Below are 17814 nucleotides of genomic sequence, written 5' to 3'. Positions count from 1 at the left end.
CGAGATGCTAAGTCAATATTTCGCGAGAGCAAAAGAAAGACTGGAACTAGTAGAGAATAACGAGCAGGAAAAGATGTCGGCAGCGGCAGTAAAGGTAGCGGAGGCAATCAAGAACGGTGGAATTATTCAGCTGTTTGGCTGCGGCCATTCTCATATTTTAACTGAAGAGGTGTTCTATCGTGCTGGAGGACTGGTGCCAATAAAGCCGATATTAGTAGAACCTTTAATGCTGCATGAAGGGGCCTTGCGGTCATCCTACTTGGAGCGCCAAAATGATTATGCTGCAGAATTCTTGAAAGAACAGGATATCCGCCCGGAGGATGTTGTATTCGTACTTTCTACTTCAGGACGTAACCCGGTACCAGTAGATGTAGCCCAGGCAGCAACAAAGAAGGGTGCATATGTTATTGGCCTTACCTCATTCGAGTACTCGCAAAGCCAGCCATCCCGACATAAAAGCGGCAAGCATCTCTTCAATTCAGTAGACCTGGCGATTGATAACCATTCTGTAAAAGGCGACGCCATTCTCTCATATGAAAAGGTATCTGTACCATTTGCCCCTACATCAACAGTAGTCGGTGCAGTTATCCTTAACGCCATTTTTGCAGAAGCAATCAAGATTCTTGCCGACCAGGGAATCGAACCACCTGTGTTCCTCAGCGGTAATATCGATGGAGCAGACGACCATAATAACATGCTGGTAGAAAAGTATAGAGGTAGGATTTCGTTGTTGTCTTAATACTACGCAAGTATTGCAACGCCAGCAAGCTGCGGGAAATCCTCGACAACTTCTTCTTTATTATTAGGAATTTCGGTTCTGGTGCCTGCCACCACCCGAATTTGATCGAAAAACAACCATCCACCGGAGGGGGGATGGTTGTTTTCCTTTGCTTAGTTCTCTGAACCGTAGCTGATCAGGTTTGTAAAGATTCTATATCCACCCGGCACCTGTCCCTGGATTTGGCGGTAGAATACTAGGTTGGTGTAGAGGTAGGTTCCTTTGCCGTAGTTGGCCATGAGGATTCCTCCGTCAAATGCGTTTTCGCCCGGGTCAGCCATCCTGACGTATGTTTCGTATTCTGGTCCCCATGCCATTGGGTAGTATAGTCCTCTTTCCTGGATCCAGTGATCCCAGTCGCTGTCTGTGATTTTGTTCGGATAGTTGAACAGTGGCGATTCTGGCTGCAGGACTGTCACTTTCGCATTTTCATCGGTCACCCTCCAGGCGATGGATGGGTTTCCGATTGTTAAAGGATATGGTGCTGTTGTATCTTTGTTCCATCCGTCGTTTGGCTTGTGGTATTGGACGACTAAATGTCCGCCGTCTTCTACGTATTTAAGCAGGCGGGCGTTGTTCGCAAGAAGATCTGCCCTTGATAGGTAGGCGCGGATTCCGACTACGATTGTGTCGTACTGGCTTAAATCGGATGTTGCTACATCGGATTCAGTAAGCTTTGTGATATTCAATCCGGCATTCGACAGATAATCAGCAACCAAATCGAAGCCGCTGTCGATATAACCGACCTTAAGGTTATCGTTCTTCAATAATTCAAAAGCGACACCGTTTACCTTGGCAGGGTACTGATAATAGAACGTTCCAATATGGTCGTAGCTGATTTCCTGGATGGTGGAATTGAATGTTTTTCCGTTAACAGCGACCTCTGCATCAATCTTGAAATCTCCTGAATGAATGTCTTGAGGCGGTGATAGGGTGAATGCCACTTCTTGTTCTTCAAATTGGGAGCTGAAATCAACTGTTGCTGTTTTAGGTTCAACTTCCCAGCCTGCAGGTGCCTTTAAAGTCACAGAAGCTTGAGTTGCGCCGTTAAAATAATTCTTAACCTTTGCAGTCACCGGAATTTCTTTTTGGACGTTAGCGGTATTGACGATGATGTCCTCTGGATTCAAGGTGACCGCCGCATCTGGAAGGACGGCGATTGTGCCATCTAGTTCTCTCACTTGTTCGACGGCAGCGCCATCATTCTTGTAAGAGACTTTGGCCTGTAAAACTGGTTCTTTATAGGCGTGATAGAACTCGGCATCTTCAGGTACGGAAACGTTAAAAGTAAGGGTAGCCGTTTCGCCTGGCGCTAATGCTTTTTCCTTGCCGTTAGCTTTAACAGTCCAGCCTTCTGGAGCCAATAATTCAACAGCAGTATGCTCCAATTCATGTGAGCCGTTGTTTTTTAGTGTAACGGTAACAGTTGTGTCCTGGCCCTTAGTAAGGACAGTTGATAGAGCTTCTGCTTTTACATCAAGGCTTGAAGAAACGAAGCTTGCCTCCTGCAGCTGAGCTTCCTTCAGGCTTAGCTTGTGGAGCAAATCAGACTTTAGCTCGTCATCAAGCTTTGCCTTTTCCGTCATCTTTTGCAGGCGGAGGACATCTTTTAAAGCTTTTTGCGATTGAGTGAATACCGTTCCTCTGTCAGGATAGGAAGCGATGATCGACTCAAGCTGATCCTGGAGTTTCGTATATTGGACTGATAGTGAATTCGCGTTTTTCGGAAGAGTTTTAGCCCATTCTGCAAAGTCATATGGTACACCTGCAAAAAGTTCGCTGCTTTTGTTTGTGTCTACAGCGCTGAAAAGCAATTCTAGATGAGTTTGACGTGGTTCGACAGAGATGTCATTGCCCATTCCCTGGCTTTTATGCATGTAGCGGGATTCTTCTCCCAGCTGTGGATAGGACATCTGGTAAATCGGATCATACATACCGATTTCAATAGAGGTAGTGGCAGTATCTTTTGAAGCAGCAGGGAGGAAGAGCTTTTTGATCTGCCATACTGACAATCCTTCTTTTAACTGCTCTGGATAAACCGCTGGATCTGCCGCGTCTTTAAAAGCATTTTCACTCAGGATTTCCATTGCACGGTGATGGCCATGCTGCGTTGGGGTGTTCCTGAATGAAGGCATGACGATGTCCGGCTGATATGTGCGGATAAAACGGATTAAACGTTCATAAGCAATGTCTTCATCCCATTTTTCCAGCGTTTCATCCGGGCTTTTCGAAAACCCGAAGTCATAAATTGCATCGGATGTTGTTTCGCTTAGGTGATAAGCGGTAACTCCGGTGATCTTTGCGGCTTCAATCATTTCGCGGGAACGGATGATTCCGAGGGCGTTCCCAAGTTCATTGCCGATTTCATTCTGGCCGCCTTCGCCACGGTTGGCAATCATGCTCGCCGTTGTAACACCGAGTCCCCTTGATAGATATGCTAAAAAGTCGCTTCGCTCATCATCCGGGTGCGCGCCGGTGTTCAGGAAGGTCACGGTCGTATCGAGAGGCTTCACTGCATTCCAAAGATCAACATCTGGCTCCTGGGTCTGGGCGGCTGTTCCGCTTACTGGCAGCAGGGATACGACTAGCAGGAAAGAAAGCATGCCCATAAAAAACTTCCTCATTTTTGTAACCCCTTTCATTTTTAAGTTCTGATAAAAAATATCAAACACTCCTTCCTTGGTATGTAATTGCAGGTTAGTTAATCTACCTAACTAACAGGTGATATAACCCCTAGTTAAAGGTAATCACAGTTGGATAATATTGTAAATTAATAAATTGTCAGAATATTAAAAATGGTAAATTATATCCAGTTTCCCGTTGGGTAAATTGACCTAACTGAATATTTTATTTATAAAGATAGCGAAGGATCAAGAATATCTCCTAAATTTATAAAATATAACTCTAATAAACTAAGTTTTTAAATTTTCTGAACAATATAGTTGTAAACGATTTCAAACTATTGTATATTTTTAGTTAATTAGTAAATCTTACTAACCAAAAAGAATTAAGGCCGTGATGTTATGAATTTAAGTGGAACAACGGTGCAGGTGAAATCACTCAACAAAAAAAGAGTGCTTCAGTGCATACAAGAGAATTCACCGATCTCAAGGGCTGAAATTGCAGCAAAAATCAATATCAGCAAGCCAACGGTATCATTATTGGTCGATGAATTGATTCAGGAAAAATGGATTTTTGAGAAGGGGATTGGCGAGTCCACTTCACAGGGAGGCAGAAGGCCAATCCAGCTATACTTCAACGAAAAAGCAGCGTACATAATTGGAACGGATATTGGTGGAACAAAGGTGAGGACAGTCATTTGCGATTTGAATGGGAACATCATCACAAGCAGCAGTTTTAGCACATGCCAATATCTTGAATCTGGGCTGCTGAAACAGATTGCTAAAGAGATTGATTTCATGATTAACAAAGAAGGAATCGAAGCTGAGAAGATTTTGGGAGTTGGCGCAGGGGTGCCGGGGATTACAGAGACTACAAGCGGAATTGTTGTCGAGGCTCCAAGCTTGAACTGGGTCAGATACCCTTTTATTACTGAAGCGAAGCGCCATCTTCCGTTTCCTGTCCATGTGGACAATGACGTCAATGTCGCGGCACTTGGCGAACAATGGCTTGGAAATGCGCGAGAAAAGCAAAACGTTCTGTTCATTGCGGTTGGCACGGGTATTGGCAGCGGCATTATCATCAACAATCAATTATACAGAGGGTCCTCAAGTGCTGCAGGTGAGATTGGCTACATGGTAACAGACAAGAATGATATGAAAAATGAGTTCAAGCCGATTTTCCACCGCTACGGCTACCTTGAAAGTGTAGCAGGCGGGAAATCGATCGGAGACAGGCTGACAAAATGCATCCAGAAGGAGCCAGACCATCCTCTGCACCAACAGGCACTTAAGTCAGAACTGCCAGGGGAAATGGCATTCAGGCTAGCGAAGACCGGCGATCAAATCGCCCTAAACGTGATTGAAGAAGCAATCGAGCATTTAGCCTATGGAATCGTGAATGCTGCTAGTTTGCTAAATCCGGAGGTTGTCATTTTAGGAGGTGGTGTTCTCAAGTCATCCGAATTCATTCTGCCGAAGCTGCAGGAAATCGTGAATCAATACCTTCCTAGTTCAGTCCAGCTCAGAACTTCCCAACTGGGTGATAATGCAGGGGTCTTAGGTGCAGTATCACTGTTCATGAGGGAGCATGAAAGTCTGATTAAATACAATTAATGAGGGGGAATTTTTGTGAAACACAAGAAAAAGGTTTCGATTATCACGGCATTGACTTTATCTGCATCGTTATTGCTAGCAGGGTGCAGCTCTGAAGAGGGTTCAAGCAAACCGGCAGGAGATAACGGCTCCAAAGAGAAGCTCGAAGATAAAGTCGTCATCTACTCTCCGCATGGAAAAGATATTTTATCAGAATTCGAAAAGCAGTTCGAAGCTGAATACGATGTGGATGTCGAGTGGCTTGATATGGGATCACAGGAAGTCCTTGACCGTGTCCGTTCCGAAAAGAATAATCCTCAGGCTGACGTATGGTGGGGAGCTCCTTCCGTCATGTTCGACCAGGCTAAGGACGAGGGACTTTTAAAGCCGTATGAACCTTCTTACTCTGGCGCATTGGCTGAGGGCTTCCATGAAGCAGACTGGCACTGGTCTGGAACGAGCCAGACACCTGAAGTCATCATGTATAACAGCAAAGAGCTGACAAAGGAAGAAGCTCCTAAAGATTGGGATGAATTGCTTGATCCGAAATGGAAGGATGAAATCATCATTCGATATCCATTGGCTTCCGGAACGATGAGAACGATCTTCTCAGCAATGATCTACCGTGACTTCAAGGATTCCAAGGATCCTGCCAAAGGCTATGAGTGGCTGGAAAAGCTGGATGCCAATACAAAGGAATACTCTGCTAACCCTGAAATGATGTACAGCAAGGTTGCCAAGGGAGAAGGTTCCGTGTCTGTCTGGGCAATGCCGGATGTCGTCATGCTGAAGGAAAACAAGAATTATCCATTTGAATTTATCGTTCCAGAAAGCGGAACGCCAGTATTGACTGAAGGTATCGCGATCGTCAAGGATGGCAAGAATCCTAAAGCAGCTGAAGCATTCTATGAGTTCGTAAACAGTCCTGAAGCTGCAAAGCTTTTAGCGGAAAAATACTACCGCATCCCTACTCGTGATGATGTTACGGATCTTCCTAAGTGGATCACGGATACAGAAATCAAGGCCATGGATATCGACTGGAAAGTTTTCCAGGACAATAGTGATGCGTGGATGAAGTATTGGGATGAAAACATTAAGAGTGGAGATAAAGAAATCAAAGAATAGGAAGTGTGTGGTATGGCGTCGATAAAAATAGAGAATGTCCAAAAAGCCTTCGGTAAAGTAGTTGCGGTTGACCATTTGAACCTTGAAATCAAGGATGGGGAATTCTTTACGTTTCTCGGGCCAAGTGGCTGCGGCAAGACGACAACCCTGAGGATGATTGCTGGATTCTATTATCCTACCAAGGGTGTCGTGCGATTTGGCGATAAAGATATGACGCGTGTACCTCCGGAAAAAAGAAATACGGGCATGGTTTTTCAAAACTATGCCCTTTTTCCTCATATGACGGTTTTTGAGAATATTGCCTTCGGGTTAAAGGTAAGGAAAATCGCTTCTAATGAACTGAAAGCACGGGTTCAAGAAGTGCTTCGTAAAGTCAGGCTCGAAAAGTATGCCGACCGTCAGGTGAGTCAGTTAAGTGGAGGTCAGCAGCAGCGCGTAGCTCTTGCGAGGGCATTGGTGATTGAACCTGAAATCCTTTTGCTTGATGAGCCCTTGAGCAACCTCGATGCCAAGCTTCGGGATGAAATGCGAAGCGAAATCCTCAGGCTGCAAAAAGAGTACAAGATTACGACTATTTATGTTACTCATGATCAGGCTGAAGCTTTGTCGATGAGTGACCGGATCGCTGTTTTCAATTTTGGTGTGTGCCACCAGGTTGGGACGCCGTCTGAAATCTATAATGAGCCTGCAAATGATTTTGTTGCGAGTTTCATAGGCGAGATTAATCTATTGCCTGTGATAGTGGATCAAGTTGAAGGAAATCGCGTAACCGTCTCGGCTGGTGAGAACCAATATGTTGTACATAATAACCCTTTTAATTTTAATAGAGAGCATCAAGATGGAGAGCTGGCTCTGTCAATCCGCCCAGAATCAATCAGAATTCTTGCGGAAAAGGCAGACCGGCCGAATGTGTTCCAGGGAAAGGTCGAGGATGTGCAATTCTTCGGCACGATCATCCTGGTCAGGGTACGCGTCAATGGTTTGCTGCTTGATGTGAACCTGCTGAACCATGTGTCTGCAAACCTGAAGCCGGGAGCCGATGTATGGGTTGAGCTTCCTGAAGATCAAATCAGGCTGATTCCGGTGCTGAGCGGTGATGCGTCATGATGAAGAATCGTGATAACCGGCTGACGTTATATTTGCTGATTCCTGTATTGCTTGTGTTGATCGCTTATGTCCTGTACCCGTCGCTGCGGACGTTCCTTGAAAGCTTGCAGAAGGAGGGCGGGTTCACTTTAGGGAATTATCAGGACTTTTTCTCACAAGAATCCAAGACGAATCTGCAGGCGTTGTGGAATTCAGTGTACATATCCGTACTGAGCGTTCTGGTTAGCGCGGCAATCGGGATTCCGCTGGCATTTATTTTTAACCGTTACGACTTCCCGGGCAGGGGATTCTTCGCCACGGCAGCAATCATGCCAATCGTCTTGCCTTCATTGGTAGGGGTCATGGCGTTCATGTTTTTGTATGGGGAATCGGGATTGGTTCCGAACGCGATCAAGGATTTATTGGGGCTAAAAGAAGTTCCGTTCAAAATCGGCGGGGTGTCAGGCATCCTGATTGTCCACGCCTATACGATGTATGTTTATTTTTACATGACAGTTTCTTCCGCGATATTAAAAATTGATCCTTCGCTAGAAGAGTCTGCGTACAATCTGGGAGCAAGCCGTTTCCAGGTTTTCAGGAAGGTGACATTCCCGCTGCTGACTCCGGCAATCGTGGCCGCTTCGTTGCTCGTGTTCATGATTTCGATGGCATCCTTCAGTGCGCCATTCCTGCTTGCGGGCGGGTTTAGGGTACTGAGTCTGCAAATCTATTTTTCAAAGATTAATGGAGACATGGAGGTCGCTGCTACCCAATCTGTCATTCTCTCGATTGTCTCGATTGCTTTCTTGCTGTTCATGCGCTGGTACCAAAACCGGAAGGACTATCGGATGGCGACGAAGGGGATTGGCGCGCATCGCAGTGAAGTCAATAATCCGGTGCTGAAATGGACAATGGTGCTGACCGGTGTGATTGGCGTCATCATTCTGCTATTGCCGCACTTCACGATTTTACTGTTGTCGCTAGTTCCGGATGGAACCTGGACTTGGCAGACGTATCCTTCGGTGTTCAATTTTGAGAACTATCGATTGCTGCTGGAGGATCCGAATATCTTCAAGCCTTTGAAAAATAGTTTGATTTTGTCGTTCATCGCGACGGCAGGGAATTTGGTCTTCGGTGTGCTGGCCTCGTATGTGCTTGTGAAGAGGAAGTTTGTCGGGAAGAGCTTTGTTGATATTCTCGTCATGATTCCATGGGCTTTGCCGGCGACGGTGATCGGGATGAACTTGATCTTTGCTTTTAACGAGCCGAATATTTTCTCGTTTGGGAATATCCTGGTCGGTACCTTCTGGATCTTGCCGCTTGCTTATTTTATCAGGCATATTCCTTTGGTTGTTCGCTCGACGAATGCTGTTTTGGAGCAGTTGGATGATTCCATCGAGGAAGCATCGAGGAGCCTTGGAGCAAAGTGGTTCTATACGTTCAGGAAGGTCATTTTGCCGATTATCATGCCAGGTGTCCTGTCGGGGACATTGCTTGCGTTTGTAGAATCTGTCGGTGAATTCCCGACATCGGTATTATTGTACACCATCTCGAACAGACCGATTTCGATTGAAATTATGAACCAGCTGAGAATGTTCAATATGGGGCAGGCGGCGGCTTATGGGATGATCCAGATCACCTTGATTGCGATTGTGCTTGTTATCTCGAATAAGTTCTTCGGGGTTAAGGCGGAACAGTCGTTATCTTAAAGCAGGAATTAGCATAATCATAGAATCGGAGATGAAAATATGAACAAGCTAGAAGAGTTTATTAAGAATGAAGGGGCTGCTTTTCCGGGTAAGACATACGTGGAAGAGCTGTTGAAGCCTGTCTTCAATGACCAGCGGGATTACTTGTTCGATGTCATGTTTGATATCCACCGGGCGCATGTGATTATGCTTGCTGAGCAGGGGATTATTGAAGAAGCGGAAGCGAAAGTGATGTTTGAGGGGATTAATAAGGTAGCCCAGACTGATGTTGGACTGTTAAACTATCATCCGCAGTTTGAGGATTTGTTTTTCATGATGGAAGCACAGATCGGCGAGGAGATAGGTGCTGAGCTTGCTGGTAAAATCCATATCGGGCGAAGCCGGAATGATATGGGCGTTGCGATGTACCGTTTGGTGCTTAGGGAGCACCTGGTCAATTTGCTGGGGAGTGCGTACCAATTAAGCGAGGCGTTACTCGAGCAGGCTGAACGCCATACGGATACAATCATTACAGGCTACACCCATACACAGCCGGCGCAACCTACGACTTTAGGGCATTACTTCCTTGCGATTTACGATGTTTTAGGCCGGGATATCCAGCGATTGTGGTCAGCTTATCGGACAGTCAACCAGTCTTCGCTAGGTGCTGCCGCATTGACAACGACAGGGTTTCCAATTAGTCGTGATCGGACGCGGGATTTACTGGGCTTTGACGGGATTGTCGAGAATTCTTATGACTCAATTGGCGGAGGGGACTACCTGCTTGAAACAGCTTCAGCATTGATGACAAGCATGGTCAACACCGGCAGATGGATCCAGGATTTCCTTCAGCATGTCACACGGGAATTCGGTTCTTTTTACGTAGCCGATCCATACGTCCAATGCAGCAGCATCATGCCGCAAAAGCGTAACCCTGTGTCGATCGAGCATTCCCGCTCGATCGCCAGCAGTGCATATGGGGACGCGCTCGCTGCTTTTAATATGGTTCACAATACCCCATTTGGCGATATTGTTGATACAGAAGATGATTTGCAGCCGCATTTGTACCGTGCATTTAACAATGCAAATCGTGTATGGAGGCTGATGTATGCGGTCATCGCAACCTTGAAGGTGAATGGCGAACATACCCGGGAAATGGCGAAAAAGTCCAGCATAACAATTACCGAACTGGCCGATACACTGGCACGTGAATACGGAGTGCCATTCAGGAAAGCCCACTCCATCGCTAGTTTTATTTCCAAGCAGACCGTGAAGGAAGCGAAGGAACTGTACGAGTGGGATGTTGCCGACATTAATAAAGTCATTAAAGAATTTGTGGATGTTTCTTTGACTGAAGCAGAATGGCAAAAAATTATCTCTCCGGAATACTTCATCCAAATCCGCGACATCCAGGGGGGCCCAAGCCCGAAAGAAGTCCAGCGGATGATAAGTGAGAGAAAAGAGAAACTCGGTAGAGACCTAGAAGACTATGCAGGAGTCGTACAGACTTTGGAGCAAAAAAGGGAAGAGCTGGTTAAATTTAGGTTTTGAAACATGGGGACGGTTCTAGTGTTTTAGTTGTAAAAATATGTTATTTTATTAAACGAAAGAACCGTCCCTGCATTTCTCAAAAGAAGACTTATAAACAAACGCCCAGTAACAAGAATCTGTTCTGGGCGTTCATCCTTAATTAGCTATATCGACAATTCTTCCTTCCACAGAAGGGCTTACTGTGTTTTGTTCTTGTGCAGAAATATATTCCGTGAAGATTTCCCAATCAACGAAGCCAGGTTCACTGACGCGGCCTTCCTTGTAAGCTTTTGCGAAGACATCGTATCCGTCCCCGCCTTTGGCAGTGAAGGTGTTAGTTGCTACTGTATATGTCTTATTAAGCTCTACGCTTACATAGTTGACGCCATCTTCTTTTACTTCAACGGACTGGACTCTTTGGCCTGCAGGCAGACTGCTATCATACCCGAATTTCAAGCCTGATACTTGCAGGAATCCTCCGAATGCTGTTGGAGCATCTTTGACGCTATGTTCCAATGCCTCTTTGATTTCAGCACCTGTAAGCTGCATGATTCCTAAAGAGTTACCGAAAGGCATTACTTCGAGCACCTTTGCCATGGTGATTTCTCCAGCATCGACGGATGTTCGAATTCCGCCGCCGTTTTGAACCGCTATTACCGTATTATGATTGATGGTTTTCGCTTTGGCCAGCATTCCATCAGTAATCAGGTTTCCTAGATTTGTTTCGCCAGTTCTTGCGGCAGGGTTGCCGCCAACTAATTCAACGGTTGTGGTGCCAATAACCGTTTGTTTCATTTCATCAACGGCAGGTTTGTATTTTTCATTCAAGATTTTCGCAGCTTCAGGATCCTCCGGATAAGCTTTGACGTCTAACAACTCACCTGCATATTCGACTACTTTCCCATTTTTATTAAATTTCACATCCAGAGTACCGAGGAATTTTCCGTACTCATTTGCCTGCACGATGACTGTAGGTTCTTTGCCAGCCTCTACAAAAACTGGTTCAGTCAATTTAACGTGAGTGTGTCCGCCGACAATAACATCAATGCCTTCTACTTCCTCCGCTAACATCAGATCATTGTCTCCGCCGCCATCATTCAGGCCGATGTGAGTTAAGGCAACAATCTTATTGATTCCTTGATCTTCAAAAGCTTTAACTGCTGCTTTTGCCTCATTGATGTAGTCATTGAATTGGACATCTGGGCCAGGGCTGGAGATATCTACTGTTTCAGCTGTCGTGAGACCGAAGATCCCGATTTTTTCTCCGTTTACCTCTTTTACGAATCCTTTGTAAACTTCGCCATCATTTGGTTCCGGAGAAATTTCGTTATTGGAAAACATATTTATATTTTGGTCAGTCTCAAAGTTTACGTTCGCGCTGACAAATGGAAAATCTGCATCTTTGACAAAGTTTGCTAGAGTAGCAGTCCCCTTGTCAAATTCATGGTTTCCGAAAGTCATGGCATCATAGCCTGCCAGGTTCATGAACTCCAAATCTGCGAGTCCTTCATATTCGTTAAAATACAAAGTTCCTGAAAACACATCCCCAGCGTCTAATAACAAAGTGTTGGCGCTTTCTTCCCGTACCTGCTTAATGGCCGCAACACGTTTTGCGACAGTGTCTAAATGAGCATGCGTATCATTCGTATGCATGATAGTTAACTCGTAGGGCTTGCCAGGCTTCTGGCCCTTCATGTTGGCTGATACTGCTGGAACAGCGATTGATGTCAAAAGAGCAGCAGAAGCAGCTAAAGACAAGAATTTCCGGTAAAACTTGTTCTGGTGATTCATAATATTTCCCCCTTGTAAGAATATGTAGTATTGCGACTAAGCTAGGAACAAAGTGGTAAATCACCTACATTCTATCAAAATGCAAACCAAAAAGGGTGGATTAATCTTAGTTTCATAATTTTAACAATCTGCATATAAAATGGAAGGCTGGTTTATATTTTTTAATTTGTCATTCGCACCTTTGATAGATAAAAATTCATTATACCAAGATAGAAGGGGGCAATTTATGAAAAAGGTTATTTCACCTTTGATAACGAATTATTTATAAATAAAAATTAAAGAGATAGGGACGTTGGGTGAGAAGATGTATAGAAGGGGATTGTTGGACGTTTTGTCCATTTTATTATTGCTGAGTGGCGGCTGCTCTGCCGGTATTGAAGAGAAGGCTGTGGTTAAGGTGGAAGCACGTCCAAAGCCAGAGGATTCACAGCCCGAAGTACAAGTACCGGTTATTAGAGACTTTATGCCTAAGCTAAATTTTGTGCCACGCAGTGATGTGAAAACGCATATCGTGCTTCATTTTTCCAGTAATGCAGTGATGAATCCGGAAAATCCATATGTGTACGATGAAGTCCGGAAAACTTATATTGAGTATGAAGTCTCTCCTCATTATATGATTGATCGGAACGGTGAAATATACTATTTACTGCCGGAATCCCGTGCTGCGCGCCATGCCGGGAAAGGAGATTTGCTTGAATTCCCTGATTACAGAGACCGCTTGAATAAATACTCGATTGGCATTGAACTCATGGCAATTGGAACAGAAGCAGAAATGGCGGCAATGATGTCCTCGGAGCACTATAAAAAAATTCCGATGGAACATATCGGCTACACAGATGCCCAGTATGCAGCTCTTATTCTATTGCTAGACGACATTATCACGAGGAACAAGAAGATAAAAAGAGATAGAGAACACATAATTGGTCATGATGAATATGCTCCAGAGCGGAAAACAGACCCAGGCAGTTTGTTTGATTGGGCTAAGGTTTTAGAGGGGAAATGAAGTAATGTTAAAAGGAGCAGCTGCTAAAATAGCTGTTCTTTTTTTATTGACTTAGAAGGGGAATGAGCGGATTCTTCCTTATACGGTATGGTAGATGTGCTAAGAAATGTTAAAGTTGCCATTGTCGGGAGTGCGATTACAGCCAGCAGCAACCCAGGAGAAGCAAGCAAAAGGTTAAAAGATTGAACAGTTATCAAAAAACAAATATAAGGAAGAGTAATAGTTTATGTAAGAAAGAGAGCTATTTGTTGGTTAAACAATAGCTCTCTTTTAAGAAGATTTTTATTGATTCTTAGCCAGGGTGACGAATGGTTCTTTATTAAAACGTTGTTTACTTTGAGGTCCGCCATTAGAACCTTTAAGCTTAGGCACAGTTAAAATATAGGTGCTGAAAGGAAGCAGCTGTATTAGCTTGGTTATCAAGATCGTTGCTAACAGGATTAGCCCAAAGGTGATTGGGAATAAAGATGTCTTCCAAAGGATTGCAGGAGCAATTCTTTCGAAGATATTTATAACAAACGGATGAATCAGATAGATGGCCATTGATAGGCTTCCTATTTCCTTCAGGAATTTTTCTGCAAGTCGGATTTTCTTGATATTATCCATAATTCCCGCCATGAACAATGTCAAAATCGGTATATTGATGAAATTGGCTGCTCTATTTGAAGGAATTGAGCCAACGCTCTTGTATTCCATCACGGCGAGAACAGTAACAATAACTGCAGCCACACTTAGTACTATTTTATATTTCTTTGAGAAGGCAAGAAGAGGTTCCCAGTGATAAGCTAAAAAGCCTCCAAAAATAAAAAAGAAAATCCATTCCGGAAGAAACGCTCTCTGGCTAAGTATTACTCCTAATGTTCCCTCGAATTGACTAGAAACATCTACTTCCAAAAAGTAAAAGTTGATTACTGCTGCCAATATTAATAGGAAAGACCAGAGCATCTTCGAACGTATAACCTGCAATAACGGGAAAATAAGATAAAACTGAAAAACGATCGCTATAAAATACAAATGGTAAAAAGCATTTCCTGAGAAAAAATTGAGAAGAAAGGTATCTATACCATCTTTCATAGGATTAATTTTTAAGACAAAATACATAAATAAGAAATAAAAACTGCTCCATACAAGAAACGGGATACCTATCTTCGTGAAGCGGCTTGATAAAAATCTCTTAAAGTTAAAACCCTTCTTTCTAGTCTGATAGAAAAGAAGAAATCCGCTCATCATTGCAAACATTGGTGTGCCGAAACGGCTGATCTGATTAATGAAAAATGTGTAATCATTATATTTCTGGCCATGTTGGTAAAAGTAGGCTGCAGAAACATGTACAAGAAGGACCATTAAACTAGCGATGGCCCGAATATAATGAATTTCATAAATATGTTCACGTTTAGTACTCATCCATCACACTTCCTTCTTTTAGTAAGTAGAGGAAAATATCCTTTTACATAATAAAAGAAAGAAAGGTGGATTTAGTGCTTTTAACCGTTATTTAATATGATTGTATTATTTTTTTAATATAGTAATTTGTGTAAGTTCCTATCAGATAAGTAAAGTGAAAATATTTTTAAGAGAGTACAGGACACAATCTTATTATGAAGTTGCGCTTGAAAAACTGGGTTTCACAGGTGCAATTTTTGATCGCAAAAAGAAGCATGTCTATCCATTAACGGAAACCACGAAATTTCCATATTCAGATAATATTCATTACTATGAACGTTATTTTCTCGAAACTTTGGGTAAATAGTAACTAACAATTAAACCCACAGAAAGTAGGGATTGTGATGAAAAATGAAAAGAACTCTAATTACTATAAACAAGACATGGATTTGAATATGTATATGGATACTATGCACGACCCCGACAATACAAACCTGATTCTGACTCGTGAAAAAACAAGGTACACAGAAGGTGCTAATGAAATCATCAAAAAGGTTCAAATGGAGTTCCTCAAGAAAAAAAGAACAGAAGAAATCGACCTGGCCCTCGCGAACAAAGACAAAGAAAGATTTATGGCACTGACATCGGAGAACTGGCAAGATGCTCTATAAAACCACCAAAATATAAAGGCCTGAAACCGTAAATAAAGAACCGGTTTCAGGCTTTTTTTAGTCTATAATTTCTAGAAGGCCACCTTGGAGCTTTCTCTTTGCACCATTCCGCCACTGTTTTACGGCCGAGATAGAAACATTCTCTTTTTTAGCGATTTCACGCACAGACAGGAATTCTACACAGGTATAAATCACCCATTTCGTTTCTTTTTCCGAAAGATCCTGGCAGTAACTGAGCAGAATTTCAGTTTCTAAAGGAATGACTGGATTCTGTTCTTCAATGGTTTCCCAATATTCCTCTTTTGGGGAAACACTTTGGTCTAAATGCCTGTTCATTTTATTCAATTCATTTAAAATCCGGCCCTTAATATATGTGTACGCATAGTTTGTAAATTCGCCCTTTGCTGGGTCAAATGTCTCCGAAGCTTCCCATAGACCGATAAGCCCATTATGAAAAAACTCTTGTTTATTTTTATAGATATTGAGCGAGCGGATGATTTTGTGAATCATAGGTTCATATTGTTTTGCTAATTGGTCAAAACACTCCATTTGCGAATCCTTTCAGATCGCGCGATTCTCAATTGTATTCCCGGGTAGCTTTAACATACTGCTTACCTAGCGGGTTGACTAATTTCTTAAAATGAGTTTTCGAGGCTAAAAAGCAAAAATAAACTATTATTTACGCTGGAAAATCATTTTTTAAACTGAAAAAGATGAGTTTCACTTAAAAGAAGTATGAATAAGGGTGGTAAGAACAAAGGGAAGGTAATTGTGAAAGATTTTAGACAATTCAAGAAAAATATTTTCCGCTTACGGATGAGTCAGGTTTCTGCTATCAAAATAGAATTAACTCTAATATTTGGATAACTCGCGCTGTTTTTCCAATAAAAAAGGACTCGAAAATGAGCCTTAGCAAAAATACAATATTATATTATACTGATAAAACAAAACTTTATCAATATTCTGTTATTACCAGCATTTTTCTTCTGCTTAATTACGGATTTACTTATTAATAGAATAATTAATATAATAATACCTGCAGGGGTTTTTATTAAAACCGAAGATATAGGAGAGGAGGTGAGTATCAAAATTGGGGCAAAATAGCTTTACCAAAAGAAAGACCTCAGGAAATAACGTCTTGGAGGACATTTCCCGAGGACATCTGTGTTGGGTATACCAACTATGTAAGTATACCCTTTCTGCTGAATTATTCAAGAAGCTGGAGGGTTAAGGGATGGAAACCTTAAAAAATTACACGATAAACCAAGAAACTGTGCTCATTACAGGAGAATATAGTAGTCTTGGGAAGTTATGTACCAGGGTAATCGAAGGAGAAAGAACTTTCCTTGTAGATTTGAAGCCGCTCGAGATTATTAATAATACTTTATTAGGGCTCGGTTCTGATTTTCGTGGAGGTAGAAAAAGCACGAGGAATATACTCGGAGAAATAAATATGTGCCCGATAAAGATCAATTGTAATTTAGGCATTTGGCTATTCCCGACTAAATCATACAATGATGATTTTTGTGTATGGTTTTCGCTTATGCATGTTAAAAAGACAAAGGCGCGCGGAGTAAGAAGGACAGAAGTTTTTCTCAGCTACAATCATACGTTCATCATTGAGATGAAGGAATCATCCTTTAATTCAAGACGTCAAAAAGCCGAAGATTTAAGAGAGGCAATGTTTAATAACTCTAACAGGCCGCTTACCTTTTTCGTTGAACCAAAAAAAGGTTTCAATATTCAACAAAAGGAAGGAATAAATCCTTACTTAATTTTTTAGTATTTAAAAACGAAGAGGCTCCTGCTCAAAAGCAGGAGCTTTTTTGGATATAAAAAAAGTGGCACACAGCCACTTCATAAACTCTATTATATTCTTTTAGCTCCTATGAATCTGTTCTTCCAATAGGAGTTATTCAAACTAGCGATTGAAACACCCTTTGAAGTTGCGGAGTGGATCATTTGTCCATTTCCAATATAAATGGCAACGTGTGTAACCTTTTTACCGCCACTAGTTGCATAAAATAGTAAATCTCCAGGCTGATAGGATGTAACCTTTGTTCCCTTTGTATACATTTCAGCTGCTGTACGAGGCAGAGAAATTCCGGACTTTCCGTATGAATAGTTAACTAAACCAGAACAGTCAAATCCTTTAGGTGTATAACCGGCCCAAAGATATTTAACTCCTAAATTGCTTTTAGCAACTGAAATAGCTTTAGCTTTGTAATTAGCATTGCTCACAGCCAGTTGTTTCTTGGCTGCATTAGTTTTCGGAGCAATAAATTTTGAGCTTACATAACCTTGTTTTCCTTTAGCTGTAATCTTTGCCCAGCCTTTTGATTGGGAACTAACAGTGATTTCCTGTCCTTTTGATAGTTTCGTAACAACCCCGGCAGATGTTGAAGGAGTTTTACGTACATTCAAAGTTCCAGAATTAATTTTAACTAAATAGGAAGTACCCGCGGCAGAAGCTTGGTCCACAGACGGTGCGACAGTAGCTACCAAAGAGAAGAGCATTAAAACAGCTAAGATTTTCTTTAACAAG

The 17814-nt window shown here is 42.6% G+C and carries 14 protein-coding genes; 9 read left to right on the top strand and 5 right to left on the bottom strand.

The genetic code is table 11. The features are described 5' to 3' along the window. Positions 1-4: 4 nt before the first annotated feature. On the top strand, positions 5-739 hold the full coding sequence (locus M3204_RS04630; protein ID WP_251479025.1) for an SIS domain-containing protein: 735 nt from the start codon (positions 5-7) through the stop codon (positions 737-739). Between the two features lie 152 nt (positions 740-891). On the opposite strand, the gene M3204_RS04625 is transcribed toward M3204_RS04630, so the two are convergent. Beyond that, entirely contained in the window at positions 892-3402 is a 2511-nt protein-coding gene (locus M3204_RS04625; RefSeq protein ID WP_251479023.1) for an NEW3 domain-containing protein, read from the bottom strand. A 399-nt stretch (positions 3403-3801) separates the two neighbouring features. Between M3204_RS04625 and M3204_RS04620 the strand changes: the two genes are divergently transcribed. Genes M3204_RS04620 through argH form a run of 5 tightly spaced genes read left to right on the top strand, consistent with a single transcriptional unit; the run spans position 3802 to position 10442 of the window. Beyond that, on the top strand, positions 3802-5013 hold the full coding sequence (locus M3204_RS04620; protein ID WP_251479021.1) for an ROK family transcriptional regulator: 1212 nt from the start codon (positions 3802-3804) through the stop codon (positions 5011-5013). Between the two features lie 15 nt (positions 5014-5028). Continuing rightward, positions 5029-6117 carry an extracellular solute-binding protein gene (locus M3204_RS04615; RefSeq protein ID WP_251479019.1) on the top strand — a complete coding sequence of 363 codons (1089 nt, stop codon included), beginning with the start codon at positions 5029-5031 and terminating at the stop codon, positions 6115-6117. Between the two features lie 12 nt (positions 6118-6129). Beyond that, positions 6130-7224: an ABC transporter ATP-binding protein gene (locus M3204_RS04610; protein ID WP_251479016.1), complete on the top strand. Its 1095-nt coding sequence runs from the start codon at positions 6130-6132 to the stop codon at positions 7222-7224. After that, positions 7221-8912, top strand: a complete 1692-nt coding sequence (locus tag M3204_RS04605) for an ABC transporter permease (RefSeq protein ID WP_251479014.1) — start codon at positions 7221-7223, stop codon at positions 8910-8912. The genes M3204_RS04610 and M3204_RS04605 overlap by 4 nt, the downstream gene beginning before the upstream one ends. Before the next feature lie 39 nt (positions 8913-8951). Next, positions 8952-10442 carry an argininosuccinate lyase gene (argH, locus tag M3204_RS04600; RefSeq protein WP_251479012.1) on the top strand — a complete coding sequence of 497 codons (1491 nt, stop codon included), beginning with the start codon at positions 8952-8954 and terminating at the stop codon, positions 10440-10442. Between the two features lie 135 nt (positions 10443-10577). Here the strand turns inward: argH and M3204_RS04595 are convergent, their stop codons facing one another. Next, entirely contained in the window at positions 10578-12212 is a 1635-nt protein-coding gene (locus M3204_RS04595; protein WP_251479010.1) for a bifunctional metallophosphatase/5'-nucleotidase, read from the bottom strand. A gap of 292 nt (positions 12213-12504) precedes the next feature. Here M3204_RS04595 and M3204_RS04590 point away from each other — a divergent pair, with 292 nt between their 5' ends. Continuing rightward, the gene (locus M3204_RS04590; RefSeq protein ID WP_251479008.1) at positions 12505-13215 is read left to right on the top strand and encodes an N-acetylmuramoyl-L-alanine amidase; all 711 of its coding nucleotides are present in this window, start codon (positions 12505-12507) and stop codon (positions 13213-13215) included. A 282-nt stretch (positions 13216-13497) separates the two neighbouring features. Here the strand turns inward: M3204_RS04590 and M3204_RS04585 are convergent, their stop codons facing one another. Continuing rightward, positions 13498-14619 carry an acyltransferase gene (locus M3204_RS04585; RefSeq protein WP_251479006.1) on the bottom strand — a complete coding sequence of 374 codons (1122 nt, stop codon included), beginning with the start codon at positions 14617-14619 and terminating at the stop codon, positions 13498-13500. A gap of 383 nt (positions 14620-15002) precedes the next feature. Between M3204_RS04585 and M3204_RS04580 the strand changes: the two genes are divergently transcribed. Further along, positions 15003-15269: an IDEAL domain-containing protein gene (locus M3204_RS04580; protein ID WP_251479004.1), complete on the top strand. Its 267-nt coding sequence runs from the start codon at positions 15003-15005 to the stop codon at positions 15267-15269. Positions 15270-15326: 57 nt separating this feature from the next. On the opposite strand, the gene M3204_RS04575 is transcribed toward M3204_RS04580, so the two are convergent. Then, on the bottom strand, positions 15327-15818 hold the full coding sequence (locus tag M3204_RS04575) for a sigma-70 family RNA polymerase sigma factor (RefSeq protein WP_251479001.1): 492 nt from the start codon (positions 15816-15818) through the stop codon (positions 15327-15329). A 685-nt stretch (positions 15819-16503) separates the two neighbouring features. Between M3204_RS04575 and M3204_RS04570 the strand changes: the two genes are divergently transcribed. Next, positions 16504-17052 carry a competence protein ComK gene (locus M3204_RS04570; RefSeq protein WP_251478999.1) on the top strand — a complete coding sequence of 183 codons (549 nt, stop codon included), beginning with the start codon at positions 16504-16506 and terminating at the stop codon, positions 17050-17052. Positions 17053-17138: 86 nt separating this feature from the next. Here the strand turns inward: M3204_RS04570 and M3204_RS04565 are convergent, their stop codons facing one another. Further along, a complete protein-coding gene (locus M3204_RS04565; RefSeq protein WP_251478998.1) occupies positions 17139-17813 on the bottom strand; it encodes a C40 family peptidase in 675 nt (224 codons plus the stop codon). Position 17814: the final 1 nt, after the last annotated feature.

The sequence above is a fragment of the Mesobacillus subterraneus genome (assembly GCF_023715485.1).
GTDB lineage: Bacteria > Bacillota > Bacilli > Bacillales > Cytobacillaceae > Mesobacillus > Mesobacillus subterraneus_B.
This window is presented reverse-complemented; position numbering and strand designations above follow the sequence as displayed.